Origin of the sequence: Pseudobutyrivibrio ruminis (assembly GCF_015057245.1) — a bacterium.
GTDB classification, from domain to species: Bacteria; Bacillota; Clostridia; order Lachnospirales; family Lachnospiraceae; genus Pseudobutyrivibrio; species Pseudobutyrivibrio ruminis_E.
This window is the reverse complement of sequence record NZ_SVET01000002.1, coordinates 316,434-332,124: the sequence shown is the minus strand read 5'-3', so window position 1 is coordinate 332,124 and position 15,691 is coordinate 316,434. Positions and strand designations below refer to the sequence as shown.

Below are 15,691 nucleotides of genomic sequence, written 5' to 3'. Positions count from 1 at the left end.
GTAGTGAATGTCTAATTGGAATGAGTGGGGGAAATAGGCCTGATTCTAGTTGTTGGTGATTATTGGCTATATTGGTTGACAAGTTTGATTTCAGCAGTTATAGTATCAAACGAGTTTTGAAAGATTTGTTTTCATATAACAATCTAATTGTGGGTTCACGTATCGAACCCGAAATCCCATTAATACTTTAAATTGAATTAAATCATCGTGGATATACTCTCAGGCCGCCCGCACCAAGCGGAGGCCTGAGGGAATGGGCTTTTCGTGCGCCTGTTGGTATTTTGGCTGCGCAGGGCTAAGATGGTTAATTCAAGCTGAGAAGGTTTGAATAGATATAATAGCCCTGTTTTTGGGGGCGAGCCATGTTGAGAAGGAAGAATAGGCATAGATTTTGCTGTTAAGTGAGGGGCTGTTACCTGGAAGAGCCTAATTATTTGGTGCATTGGTGCCCGGAGAGGGGCGACAGACACGAAAATAGAAGGATAGATGGGATTTACGTGTCAGAGAAGGACATGGAAGACACGAAGAAGTCGGAAAAGCTGAGATTTACGTGTCAGAGGAAAGCTTGGAAGACACGAAGAAATGAGGAAAGCGGGAATTTACGTGTCAGAGAGGAGGCCGGAAGACACGAAGAAATAGAGGAAGCTGGAATCTACGTGTCTGAGAAGAGATCTTAAGACACGAAGAAATAGAGAAAGCTGGAATCTACGTGTCTGGGAAGAGACCAAAAGACACGAAGAAATGAGGAAAGAGGGAATTTACGTGTCAGCAGAGCGCGCAGAAGACACGAAGAAAATGAGAAAGTAAGAATTTACGTGTCAGAGAAGAGGCCAGAAGACACGAAGAAATGAGGAAAGAGGAAATTTACGTGTCCGGGAAGAGACCAGAAGACACGAAGAAATAGAGAAAGCTGGAATCTACGTGTCTAGGAAGAGGTCTTAAGACACGAAGAAATAGAGGAAGCCGGAATCTACGTGTCTGAGAAGAAACAATAAGGCTCTATAACAGAAGAAGAGCTATATTTACATGAAGTTTAAGAAGGAGTTACAGAGTATGAAAAAGTTTTATGAAGAGTTAACGGAATTAAAGAGAGTATTAAATCAAATTGAGAAACTTGAAAATAAGAATATGAATATAGATGGCCAAACAATTAGCTTTTCCAAGCGAAATAGTGGCTACCAGTACTACATATACCATTCAGATGGAAGACGCACTTATGTAAAGAAAAGTGATTTGGATATTATCAAGAATATGGCGCAGCAGGAGTACTATCGTGATCTAAAAAGCGCAATAACTGAGCAAATAGATACATTGGAGCAGTTTTTAGGAAACTATAGCCCAGAGGCAATAAATAAAGTATACGAGAATCGAAGCCACGCGAAGCAGATTTTGATAGAGCCGCTAATCAAGCCGGATGCAGAGTTCATCCAGCAGTGGTACCAGCAGAATCCAGGAAATCAGAATCCATTCCCTGAAAAGGGGAAATATATAACTGACAAGGGCGAGTATGTAAGGTCAAAGTCGGAGAAGATTTTGGCGGATATGTTTTACAAGCACAATGTGCCATATCAGTACGAGCCGGCACTTAAGCTTAAATCGGGAAGGACAGTGTATCCCGACTTTGTGTTGCTTAATACAAAGGAGAGGAAGACATATTACTGGGAGCACTTGGGTCTGGCTGCAGAAGATGACTATGCCAGCAAGAATCTGGAGAAGATTAACATGTATGAGAAAAATGGAGTTGTTGCAGGAGAGAATCTATTGATTTCTATGGAGACAGAGTTCTCTTCGCTGGATATCAAACAAATTGAGCAGAAAATTAAAGAGAAGTTAGTGTAATCAAATAGAAAAAAATAATTGACGTTACATAAAATGTAACGTATAATTTGTGATAATCAAAGCGGGAAAGAATCAAGTAAATATAAAGTTAATACAACTATTGAATCAACAATACGGAGAATTATAAAGATAGATAACACAGGGGGATAACTATGAAAGAGATAATCTTGGATACACCAGAAAAGAACAAAATTTATATGAACCCACAGCGCCAGAGGTTGATTCGTTTGATGCAGGTTAGCGGGGAGGCGATGACGCCAAAGCAGTTGTCAAATGAGCTTGGGATATCACCATCGGCGGCCACAGCCCACATCAAAAAGCTGGAAATCCTGGGGGTACTGAGGCTTGATCACACGAAGAAAATAAATGGAATCACGGCCAAGTACTATGCGCTGGAGGATGTGAACATCTCCCTGAAAACTAATGAACAGCAGGATGATAGCGTAGTAAATGAGCAGGAAGTGTTCCTAAACTACATGATGAATGAAAACTGGCAGGGGTTTTTAGAATATAAGAGAAATCTTTGGGCTAGAGGTGAGAAAAACACAGACGTGCCTGCACCGGTCACGGGAGATGTGATAAGTTCAGTAGCATTCCTTACAGACGAAGATGCCGCAGAGCTGAAGAACTATATAATTGATTTCCTAGCGGCCCACGCCGATAAACAACCAAATACTAAGCCATGGAGCACAACACTCCTGGCCTACCCAGTAGACAAGAAGTAAAACTCTGTAGCAAAACCAGAACGTTCCCCGAACAAAAAAGTATCACCCAAGGAACATAATAGGAACAATCCCGGAACAGATAACTAACAAAACCAGAACTGTAAACAGCACACACAACGAGGTAGAGACATGAAAATTTTAACACAGTACAAAGGATTGACGAGGGCAAATTATGCATTAGCTATCGGAAGAATGGTCACAAACATGGGTGCCATGATTATGCCGATGCTTACGCTGATATTGAACCAGAAGTTTGGGCTGTCTGCATCTAAGACAGCCTTATGGATAATGCTTGCGGGCTTAATCAACCTGCCAGCAAATCTTATCGGTGGCCAGCTGGCAGATAGAATCAGCAAGAAGGCCATGATAATCGCCTGCGACTTGGTGTCCATAACTATTTATCTTATCTGCGGAGTAAAGGACTTCAACTTTGCATCCTTCATCATGATAATGATGGCGAGCTTTTTCCAGACAATCGAAGGTCCAGCCTATAGTGCGCTGGTGGCCCTTGTTACCCCACCGGGCAAGGAGGATAAAGCCTTTTCCATCCAGTACATGGGCGCAAACGTGGGCTTCATTCTGGCTCCAATCATCGGAGGCTTTCTGTTCAACAATTACCTGTGGCTGTGCTTCATTATTGACGCGGTTACAATTGCCATGTCTACAGTGCTGATCATTTTGTTTGTAGATGAAAAGAGTAGCCAAGAGCAGGCCAAAGTGCATCAGCCGGAAGACTTAATAGCACCAGCAACCCAGGTAACTCCAACAACCCAGGCAAATCCAGCAGCCAGAGGTTTCATCAGCATGCTCATAAAAACAAACAAGCCTGTAATCCTTTTCATGCTGGCCTTCGCATTGTACGAAGGTGGTTACAGCCAGTTCTCGTATCTGATGCCAATCGACTTTGCCAAGTATCACGGAGATATGGGAGCTACCATATACGGCACAGTAATGAGCGTAAGCTGCTTCCTGGTAGTCATCCTGACACCAATAATAACTCAAATAGTTGAATCAAGAAGCAACCAATGGAAGCTCACCGCCGGCGTGGCAGCCCAAATCATCAGTTTTGGCGTGTTTTTAGTGAGTCTTGGTCACATTCCAGCCTACTATATCGCCATAGCAATCTTCATTGTGGGAGAAATCCTTACAATGCTTTGCTTCTCACCATATATTGTTCAATCAGTGGGACCAGAGTACAGGGGCCGAGCATTTGGTTGTATAAGCTTCCTCGGAGCCTTGGCTAGCGGTTATGTCATGTGGTACTCAGGTAGATATGTGGATGCGAACGACGATAGAAACGCCTGGATTTTCACCATAGTTATCTGTGTGATAGCCCTCGCCCTGTCGATTTTCCTCGATTTCGTCACCAAAACCAGGCCACAAACCGAAAAAGGCTGCCCAAACAGTCAGTTATAAACCATAACAAAACAATTAAAGAATGTGATATAATAGAGCCATAGATTAACCACCAATTAACAGTCGTTTCGGAATAATAGGTGAAAAATATGGTTTTTAATCCGATAAATAAGGAGAGATTAATGTCTACAGATGAGAAGATAGCTAGCGTCTCTGCCTCGTTTGCAATGGAGGACATGATACTCACACCGCAGGAGCTTGAACGTGGGAGAATGATCATTGAAAAAGAGATTGATGTGGAGGATGTGATCCGCGAAATCACATCTAGGTATGTTTCAGTAGGATAAGCCTATGATGGATGAATATTACCGCTATGAGTACGAGGATAACGGTCAGTATTGTTATCCCCACACTCACATTCTCAAAAACAAACTTGATATACACGACAAGGAGCAGCTCTTCAAAGCAGAACAGGAGCTTAGCTCCGCGCGGTACTTTGAAATCAGCCAGCGCCCAATTCCTGGAGATTTTTCTTTGCAACATCTTTGTGCCATTCACAGGTACTTGTTCCAGGATATTTACGAGTGGGCTGGCAAGATTCGCACCGTAGATATTTCAAAGGGCACGATCTTTTGCCTGACACAATTCATAGAAATAGAATTTAAAAAGGTTCACGATTGGATTATTGCCAATAATTACCTGAAAGATATAGATGATAAAGAAGTGATGGCGAAGAAGCTGGCCTATCTGATTGGCGAGATAAACATGATTCATCCTTTCCGCGAGGGAAACGGCCGCGCTCAGCGCGTATTCATCGAATACATCTGCAAAAACAGCAACCATTTCGATATTGATTTTTCTAAAACAACTAAAAATGACATGATTCTGGCCAGCAAAGAAAGCTCCGTCCTGAACTACGGTCCATTCGAGGAGCTTTTGTATAAATGCCTGGTGGAAATATAATTCTAAACATTCCGTGAAAGCGTCCATTTTGGGCGCTTTTTTCACATTAAATTAACATATTTTTTCCGGAAACAGGCTAAAGTTAATAATAAGAAGTGCCGATAATGAAATCGTAAAACTATATTTACGTCTATTTTTGCGTGCAAAAAGCACGAGAAAAGGGGAATTGGCCTATGAACAACAGCATGAATATCTTGAAAAGGATGATGGCATTCTTGCTAGCCATGTTGCTACTTACAACCATGATGGGAGATGATTTCTCATCACTGGCAGATAGCGATGTGGATATAGTAACGGAAACCATCACAGACGACGGGGCGGCATCCGACGTAGAAACTACGGAAGGAGAAACTGCGGATACCACTACGCCTGAGCCAGAGGTAACGGAAGAAGTGACAGAACCGGTTGAGACAGAACCGGAAGTAACTGACCCAGAAGTAACTGACCCAGAAGTCACGGAAGATGTGACGAATCCTGAAGAAATAAATATAGACGATTCCCAAAATATAAATGAAACGGAAGAGATTGTCCCAGAGGAAGAGGTTCCAGAGGAGGACGCAGAAGAAGAGTGCGAGCACGATTGGAAAGCTGTGTCTAACGATGATGGAACACACACTTGGGTTTGTACAAAGTGCGAAGAGAAGGGTGAGACAGAAGACTGCGAATTCGGAGAAGACGGAATCTGCGTCCACTGCGGTTATGAGCAGCCAGCAGAAGAGGAAGAGTGCGACCATGAGTGGGAGTACACTTCAAACGATGACGGAACACATACAAAGCGCTGCGCAAAGTGCGGAGTTGAAGAAGTAGAGGACTGCCAATTCGACGAAGATTGGGTTTGTGAACTCTGCGGATACGAGGATATGACACTTGAGTATCAGGAATACTCAAAGACAATCCACGGTGTAAAGGTAACTGTAGCCGGCGAAATGCCAAGAAAGTCAAAGGTTACTATCTACACCAAATCGCTCACAAGAGTAAATGATATTGTAAATGAGACCATAGATGAAGGTACATTCGAGGCATACGAGGCCTTCGATATCACAATCTACGACCGTCGTGGAGACAAGTATCAACCAAAGGATGATGGCAACTCAGTATCAGTCACATTCGAAGGTGTCTCAGAGCTTGCCGATACTCCAGACGAAGAAATCGTTGCATACCGCATCGAGGACGACCAGGAAACAGTAACAGAAATCCCAACTGATGTAGCAGGTGAGGATGTTAGCTTTGATGCTGAGCATTTCTCGACTTATGTAGTTGGTACGATATCGGATGTTTCATATATTGAATTAGAGGATTGGCAAAACTTTGCGGCAGTTACAACAGCCACATCTGATACAACATATACAAAACCATTAAAGGCAACATTTGTAATATATGTATCAGATGCTAGTGAAACGTATAGCTTCACAGCTACAGCTTACAAGAATTTATCTTCAACATCCCTTCCTACATCAGGAACAAAGGTTGCAACAGGTAGTCAGGATTTGACACCAGACGGAACAGGCTATTACACAATAGAAATTGATTTAACTGAGAGTGTAAGTGGAAATAGTTATGTAACAAAAGGAAACAGCTATGCGATAGTTGTTAGCTCAAGCACAGCAGTTAATTTGTGTTATGGTTCAACATACGAAAATAGCTTGTCTTCTCAGACTTATATTAAAGGAAACTCATCTACAAGCTGGAATTGTAGTGGAACTTATAACGATGCATTTTATTTATCAACATCAGCAAATAGTGATTTGGGTTGCCAAGCTTCATTAGAGTTAACTGACACTATTAGTGATAGTTATGAAGTTGCATCGATAACTACAACATCAACACCTGATAACGATGATGTTTACCATTATGCTGTTGGAAATACTGATACATTAACAGCTGTACTTTCAGATTCATCCATTGAACGATCAATCACATGGACGTCTAGCGATACATCAATAGCAACAGTCACATCAAAGGGAACAATGACTGCTACTTTAAAGGCTGTATCAGCGGGTACTGTGACAATTACTGCAACCTATAACGGTAACTCGAAGGAGATAACTGTTAATGTAGTTGATGTGTATATTGGTGGTGTATCAACATTAGAAGGAGCTTCAGCATATAGTACTTCTTATACAGGAAGCGCTATTACACCGAGCGTAGTATTATATTCTGCCAGTGGAACTTCTGTAGGTACTACATCTGCGGCATATCCATATATGACTTCGTCTTGCTCTAATAATAAAAATGCAGGAACAGCAACTGTTGTTGTTAAATACTATCCAACGGTGGATGCGGCATATACATATACACGAACCTTTACAATTAATCCTATAGATATAACAACTACAAGTAGTACAGATGGAAACAATGCATTTGCAGCCGCAAACTATAAAGTAACATCGGGAAGTGTAACTAGTGTAACAAATGTAAACAGCAATTCAGCGCTGGCTGTTACACCTGTGTTTAATACAGATTTTACAGCTACAGTATCTAATTTGACTGGAGTTACAAGCTCAATAGTAATTAATGCGGACGACAGCTCATGTAGCGGTAACTTCACAGGAACTGTTACAGTATCATCTTCAGATACAGACATATCAAATGCTCTGACTGTAAGTTTAAGTAGTAATTCTAGATTGCTAGACTGCTATTATACAGGCACAGCATATACTCTTACTGAAGTAACTGATGCAGGATGGAGCGAAGTTACATTCTATAATTCAAATAATGCAGAAGTCACTGGAGTGGTTACTGCATCAAGCGCTACTTATGCAATATACGATTATGTATCAGGATATTCTGCGACTGATTATGCTGCAAAAGGTGCGGCAGTAAGTGCTACAACAGCTGGAAAGAAAGCTATTGTATTCACAATGAATTCTGATTCAGGATATACAGGTAGCATTTTTACAACATTTACTATTCAGCAGGCATCAATGACAGATGTAACAATTGTATGGCCAAATGGTAATGAATTTGCTCATACAGGAAGCGCAATAGAGCCTGTGGCAGGTACAGATTTTGTTGCATATTTGGGTTATGAATCTGCAACAAGTACAGGTGTAGAGGTAAGCACATCAGACTATAATGTGACATATCAGGGTGATCATATTAACACTTCTGATTCACCAAGGGTAAAAATAACCGGTGCAGGTACAAACTTTGATTCAAGCACTTACAATACAAGTGCTTACTATATCGTGCCTAATTATGAATTAGATTTGGTTGTTAGAATCTCTGATTCTGGAACATATTATGATGGAACGTACAGCAATAGTTATGTAACTGGATACAGTAAATATTATGATGGATCAACATCTATACCGACTATAAGTGTAAGGCTTAATGGTGCTTTAACTTATGGAACAGATTATACATATACAGTATATGATTCTTACGATTCCACAGCTGGAACTGGAACTACACTTACAGAAAAAGTGGGAACCAAGTACATAGTTGTAACAGGATTAAACAATGGAACAACTGATTACTCAATATATGATCCAGTTGTGGCAACCTATAAGGTTGAATCAAGACCACTTAATAATTCAGCAATCACTGTTTCCTTTGGAACAAATGCATCAGAGAAAACTTTTACAGGTGCAGCATTAACCTGGAGTACAGCAACAGATGCATCCACAGCAAAGGTTGCAACTGCTTTATCAAATGGTGTGCCAACAACATGGTCAACAACTACAACAACAAACGCAGATTTAACTATTAAATATGGAAGCACATATTTGATCGAAGGAACTGATTTCGAGATTAATTATGGTGACGATTATATTAATGTTGGAACAGTTAGCCCTACTATTACAGGTTTAGGCAATTATACTGGTACTTTAAGTGGAACTTATACATATTCAATAACTGCAGCGAGCTTATCAGACGGAGGAACTGCAACTGCAGCACTCGCAGCAACAGAAGCTTTTGCTTATACAGGAAGTGCACATACACCATCTGTAAAAGTAACTATTGGTTCAACATTTACAGAAACTTTTAAGTACGATAGTACAACGCAGTCACTAACAAGCACAAACTTTACAGTTGCATATACGGATAATATATCTCCGGGTACAGCAACAATAACAGTTACAGGTAAAAACAATCTAACAGGCAGTGCTGTTATTACATTTACAATAAGCAGTAATAAAGATGCATATTCTGCAATATACATTGGAGGAACAAATGCAGCCGAGTACGTTAGCGTTGAGGAAGAAACAGATTCATCAGGTAATGTAACAGGCTATACAAGATACTATAAATGTTCTTCATTAGTGACATATTATACAGGTAGCAATTACAGCGGAAGCGTAGCAGTATATGGTTCTGACGGTACTTTATTGACTAGAAATACGGACTATGCTGCTTCGTATAAAAATGCAAAGGCAGCAAATACTAGTACAGACTACACTTCAAGCTCACCATATTTGAAAATTACAGGTTTAGATTCTTATGCTGGAAACAATGCGATTGTATATTTCAATATCCAGCCAAGAGAAATCACTGAGGATATGGTAAGTGGAATAGATTCTAGTTATGACTGGAGTAGTACTTCTACAGTAAAACCAAGTCCAGTAGTAACTTACAAATCAGCGCTTACTGTTTCGACAGACTATACTGTAGAGTATTATGACAGCTATGATTCTTCAACTGATACTGGAACAGATATTACAACAGTTGCAGGCACAAAGTATCTTGTAATAAAAGGTACAGGAAATTATACAGGAACAGTTGTTGTGACATATGATGTCGGTACTGATTTAAGCCAAGCATTAGTAACAATTTCAAGCTACTACTACACAGCAACAACAAACGAAGAAAGATGGATTACACAGGAAACTAACAATTCTACACTAGATGATCCATTTGATATTTACTGGAGAAACAGTAAGGCTCCAACAGTCAGCCTTGCAACAGCAGCTGGAACAACAATTGATAGTACAAATTATACGGTAGCAGATCCTGTAAGTAGCTTAAGTTTGACAGGAGATAACCTTTATGATGCAAGACCAGCTAATAGTACAACAGATAGCTACAACATCATCACTTATAAAGCAACAGGTAAACCAACAGCAGGTTATTTCGGTGCAGCAACTATCTACTACCGAATTAACCCACAGTCAATAGAAACAACTGATGCAAGAATGACAACAGCAGGTTCAAGCACTGCATATTACACAGGAAGTGATATAACTGTAGAACCTTCATTTATATTTACTTACAAGTATGAAATTGCAGGAACAAAGAAAACCGCAGCGCAAGATGGCTATTCCCTTGAGCTGACAGTTGGCACTGATGTTGAAGTAGATACTAACATCGGTTCAAAGGTTGGTGACAACGTAACCAAGACTGCAACTGGCATGGGTAACTATACCGGCACACAAACTCTTGGATATACAATTCAAGCTGGTTACGTAACAGTATCAAGAACTTATAATTCTGAAAAAGAGGTGATTGCTACTACATCAAAGCCTACAGATGAAAGTGCAACAACACCTTATACTTACGAGTATGATTTATCTGATTCGACTCAGGAATACTATGCAGAGTATTACTACACAGGTAGTGATGTTTTACCAGATATCTCAATCACAGCAACAAATGGAACCACAGCCCTTACAAAGGGTACAGATTATACAATCACATATCCTACTGACGCTGTAACAGTTGGAGAAAAAGAAATTGTAATAAATATCATAGGCTCCAACTATGTTGCTCAGACAATAACTATTAAATATAAGATATTAAGTAATTCTATTGAAGATTTTGTAGGAACGGTTAATGATGTAACATATACTGCTCAGACGCTCACTATAAGCAGCATTAAGGCATCATCTCTTACACTTAAGAACAAAGCGGGAGTTGAGCTTACTAGGGGAACAGATTATGCCTTAGTAACAGACACTTCTGAGCTTGATGCCATAAATGACCAGTTTAATTCAAGCTATACAAGCCTTATTGTTACTACATCCCTTCCTTCTTACCAGACAAACTATGTCTTCGTAAAAGGACTTGGAACATATAGTGGATATTGCATGGTACCATTTAATGTAGTGCTTGATTTATCAGCAAATGGAATGTCACATGTATACTTTGCAGATGAGAAGCCATCGTTGGCTAATGAAAGCTCTATCGTGCCTGTAATCACATACAAGACACTTGGTTCGCCAAATGCCAGCACATATGATGAAACATTAGATTCGTCATTTACATACAATGGAAATACATACAATAACTATACAATTACTAGAGGAAACGCTGGTAACCCTGGCCCAGATACAAACATTACAGTAACAGGCCAGTACATGTGTACAGGAAGCGCCACAAACGTTACAGATGCAGATGGAGATACAATATGCTTCTTAGCAGATTTGTCTACACTAGCTAATGATGGAACTATTGCGCTTTCTGCAACTACCTTTGACTATACAGGTAGCTCAATAAATGTACTGCAATACTTAAGCGGCATAGATTCTAATGCGGTAAAGGGTGATGTGGGTACCGGAAGTAGTCAGGAAGCCACTGGAGATTATGTTGTAACCTACGCCTATAAAGAACATGCAGCTGATACTTCTACAACAACAGTGACAACAGTAAAAGAAGCAGGTTTCTATTACCTTGTAATAAGTGGTACAAGTGAAAGTGATTACTTTATCAGTACATCAAGTACAGGGACAAAGCTAAGCTTTTACGTAAAATACAATTTGTCATCAGATGACACAGTTATAACATTCTATAATCCAAATGATGGCACAAAGGCAATTACTTCTATATCTTATACAGGAAGTGAGTATTCAATAGCACAGAACACAAAGGTTACTGCAGCCGGAGAAAGCATTTATGACTACGGTTCATCTATCACAAGCTATGTTACTTTGACACCTACATCTGTTACAAAGATTGGTAGTTACACAGTCAAAGCAACAGCAAAAGATACTGAGCTTGTTTACGGTAGTAAATCGGCAACCTTCAAGGTAACAAGTGTTGGATTAGATACAGCAACATTTACATTGTACAATCCATACGACTCAAGCGTGCTTTATTCAACTGATCCTTGTACTTACAATGGTGGTGAAATTGAGCCAATAGTAAAGGCTAGCATAACAGTTTCAGGCACAACAAAGACTCTTACAGAGGGAACTGATTTTACGGTTAAGTATTACGATAATGATAAGGCTGGAACAGGATACTTCCAGATTATTGGTATTGGTTCTTATGAATGTGATGAGTTTGCGCCAAGCAATAACACTTTCACAATTGAACAACTTGACCTTTCAAGCTCTTATGTAAAGCTTGAAATCGATGATGCAACATATGCTGGTTACTATAATGATCCAAGTACAGTTGCTGACGGCTTAGTCAAGCTTACACCAAGCTATTCAGTATATTACGTGGATACAACTAATAATATTAAGAATAAGCTTCAGGAGCAGACAGATTCCTTAACAGGTGATTATAAGGTATATGCTTGGAGCAATAATACAAAAGCAGCAAAGAGCACCGATACAACGGCGCCTCCAACACTTACAATTACTGCTGGAGATTCAGGCAATATCAAGACCGGAACACAGAAGTCTGGTACATTTACAATTAATCAGCTGAATTTAAGTGGAAATGAAGTTGAGATTGCTCAGCAGACAGCAGAGTTTACTGGAAGTGCAATAAATGTAGCAGATGTTGTAAAGATTAAATCTGGCCAGACATATACAAGTACAACAACAGGTAAGACAAATCAGCCAGTATATTTGACTCAGAAGGGTGCATACTCATCTCTTGATGCGGATAGCCTTTATGATTACGAGATATCTGTTAAAAAGGATGGAACAACATACGGCACAACAATCACCGAGCAGGGTACATACACAATTACCCTTACAGGTAAAAACAGTTGTACAGGTAGCCTTGAAACATACTTTACAATTACAGGACGTTCTCTTGAGGACAACTTCCATTACTATTATGATGATGGAACTACTACAGGCTGGAAGGGAACGTGGACATACGATTCAACAAACACAAGATTTAAAGCTGTTGGTTCAGATTCAAGTGGGGCAGCAGAATGCTTAACAATTTATGTATCAGATGTTACATCGGTGGGAACAACTACAGAAAACGTACCAAATGTAGTAATTTATGATTCAGGTAGAACGAGCACGGACACAAGTAGCACAGATGGGTACAGACTTGATTCAGATGATTTCACAGTCACAGCATACAATAACTCAGCGGCGGCAACTGCTGAATGGAGTAAGACTTATACAACAGATTCAAATGGCGGACTTCATGCTACAGTAACAGAGGACTCACCATACATTGTTATTACTGGTCAAGGCGATTACACTGGAAGCATTACATTGCCATTTAACATTGGTAAAAACCTTAACACAGTAGATCTTGAAATTACATATACATTTGGAACTACAGAGCTTGATTATGATTCTGCATATGATAACCCAACAACATATGCGGCAAGACATCAGTATACATATAATGGTGTAGCACAAAAGCCTACCGTTAAGGTATATTTGCTGAATGGCACAACAAGAACAAAGCTTGTGCAGGATACATCCTTCACTGTTAGCTATACAGATGCAGACGGTGACGAAGATTCATCAATAAATGCAGGATATAAAAACATTGTAATCACTGGTATGGGTGATTACTGTGGCACAAAATCCCAGATGTATAGTATCAATCGAAAGCAGATAACTGCAGATGCGTATACATTTACTAATGAAAATCCACTTCAGACAACTGGAGGAGAGCTTACATTTACGGTAAGCAGTGGATTATCAAGAATAAAGAATGCGACTGATGCATATACATATCTGCAGACCGCAGGAGTATCTGAAACAGATGCGGCAAATTACGTTAATTACTTCTATGCTGTTTATGATGGTGAGGCAATTGTTCCTACTGTGACCGTAAAGGATAATACACTTGGAACATCAGGTACTACATCAAAACAAATTAGCAGTGATGATTTGATATTTAAGGCAACAAATTCAGATACAGTATCTACATTTACTTATTCAGGAAGTGAATTAAATGCAACATTGAGTGACTATGCAATTGGTTTTGCAGCTTCAAGTGCTACAGACTTTTCAACAAGTGGTAACTATTATGCTACAGGTAGTGACAATTACCTATTCCATATAAAGTACATAATAGTACACGGGGATATTGATGAAGATAGTGGCTTCACTGTAGAATTTGTAAATGGCCTTGATGGCGATGCATATCAGTATGATGCTGGAAATGAAATTAAACCAGAAGTAGCTGTAAAGAATAGTTCAAGATACCTTACAGAGGGCACGGACTATGAGGTAGCCTATACAAACAATATTGAACCAGGTGTAGCCTCAGTAACGGTAACAGGTATAAATAACTATTCAGGTACACAAAGTCTAAACTTCTATATATGGGGCGATTTAAGTGAAACTAAACCATATTATTATGACAGCGATGGTGATTTTGTGGCTGGCACTCCAGTACAGCAGTATAGTGGAACAAATATCACCACAGGTAGTCCAGCGATTTATTTGGTACTTCCAGCGCAAAATGATCAAGAAGAAGATTTTGTACTAACATATGGAACTCAATATACGGCAACTGATTATGATTCTGATGATGGATATTTAACAGATGGTTGGGTTGAGTATACGGGTCTAGGAAGTGCATATTGGACTGGAACACTCAAGCTGGACTATAGTGTTGAATATGATGAAGAGAGTGTAACAGCAACAAATTATGAGTCATCATATGAATACACAGGTTATCCAATTGAGCCAGACTTTAAGTTAAGTATTTCAACAGCTACACTTGGTACTATTACATACTCAAGATCAGGTGTAGAAACAACAGACCTTACAAGCCTTGGAACAATCACGGCTTCAATACCTTATACAGTAGGAAGCCATGAAGGTACTGTGGAGGCTACATATAAAATCACATCACGTCCAATTGCAGATTGTACAATAGTACTTTCACGTGAGTATCCAAGATACACAGGACGAGCTGTTGAACCACCATTTACTATCTACATTGAGTCAACAAATCTTCAGACAGGTGATACTCAGATTTACAGAGATTTGACTGAATATGATGAGACCACATCTACTGGTGATTACTCTGTAGATTATGGTAATTACGTATATGGTGACGGCAAGATTACATTCACTGGTACATCTGATGAGATTACAGGTACGGTAGATAAGGAATATACAATCAAGCTACAGAATGTAGCAAACCTTACAGTCACAGATGTGACAAGCGATACAATTACAGTAGAGTGGGTTCGCGATATCTTCTCAAGCGGAACAAAGTTGAAGCTTTACAAGATGAACTCAGACGGTGAATATGCAATTGCTAGAGAAACAGCTGTAGAAGGAAAGACATCTACATACACATTCGAAAATCTTAGCAGTAGCACAAACTACAAGATTGAAGCGATTGCGTATGCAGTTAATGGTTCAACTGTATTAGAAAGTGATGCAGAATCTACTACTGCAGTAACTGGTATTGCGGTAACAGACATTACTGTTGCAAGTAATGCAGCAGGAAAAGCTACCGTAAGTTGGAGCACATCAGGCAATGTAATTATTTACTATATTTACAGAGCAGATGATTCTACAAGTGATGGAAAGTTGGTTGCAATCATTCCTGCAACAACAGGTTCATACACAAATACAAAACTTACAAGTGGTCAGGAATACTATTACTACATCAAAGGATGGGCAGTAGTTAACGGAACTTTAACTCAAGTTACAGAATCAGACCACGTACCAGTAACAATTAAATAAACTGTAAAAGGAAGG

At 39.7% G+C, this 15,691-nt stretch carries 7 protein-coding genes; all 7 read left to right on the top strand.

All coding sequences use genetic code 11. From position 1 onward, the window contains the following. Positions 1–512: 512 nt before the first annotated feature. The 7 genes from E7274_RS03490 (at position 513) to E7274_RS03460 (ending at position 15,676) form a co-directional block, all read left to right on the top strand. A complete protein-coding gene (locus E7274_RS03490; RefSeq protein ID WP_304173754.1) occupies positions 513–677 on the top strand; it encodes a hypothetical protein in 165 nt (54 codons plus the stop codon). Between the two features lie 376 nt (positions 678–1,053). Then, a complete protein-coding gene (locus tag E7274_RS03485) occupies positions 1,054–1,839 on the top strand; it encodes a hypothetical protein (RefSeq protein WP_304173752.1) in 786 nt (261 codons plus the stop codon). Positions 1,840–1,991: 152 nt separating this feature from the next. Continuing rightward, on the top strand, positions 1,992–2,564 hold the full coding sequence (locus E7274_RS03480; protein ID WP_304173750.1) for a winged helix-turn-helix domain-containing protein: 573 nt from the start codon (positions 1,992–1,994) through the stop codon (positions 2,562–2,564). Between the two features lie 156 nt (positions 2,565–2,720). Then, positions 2,721–3,980, top strand: coding sequence for an MFS transporter (locus E7274_RS03475; RefSeq protein WP_304173748.1), 1,260 nt, complete (start codon positions 2,721–2,723; stop codon positions 3,978–3,980). Positions 3,981–4,102: 122 nt separating this feature from the next. Further along, positions 4,103–4,267 (top strand): antitoxin VbhA family protein, encoded by a 165-nt coding sequence (locus E7274_RS03470; protein ID WP_304173746.1) that lies wholly within the window; start codon positions 4,103–4,105, stop codon positions 4,265–4,267. Positions 4,268–4,271: 4 nt separating this feature from the next. Continuing rightward, positions 4,272–4,883, top strand: a complete 612-nt coding sequence (locus E7274_RS03465) for a Fic/DOC family protein (RefSeq protein ID WP_090482291.1) — start codon at positions 4,272–4,274, stop codon at positions 4,881–4,883. A 173-nt stretch (positions 4,884–5,056) separates the two neighbouring features. Then, entirely contained in the window at positions 5,057–15,676 is a 10,620-nt protein-coding gene (locus E7274_RS03460; protein ID WP_304173744.1) for an Ig-like domain-containing protein, read from the top strand. Positions 15,677–15,691 lie beyond the last annotated feature (15 nt).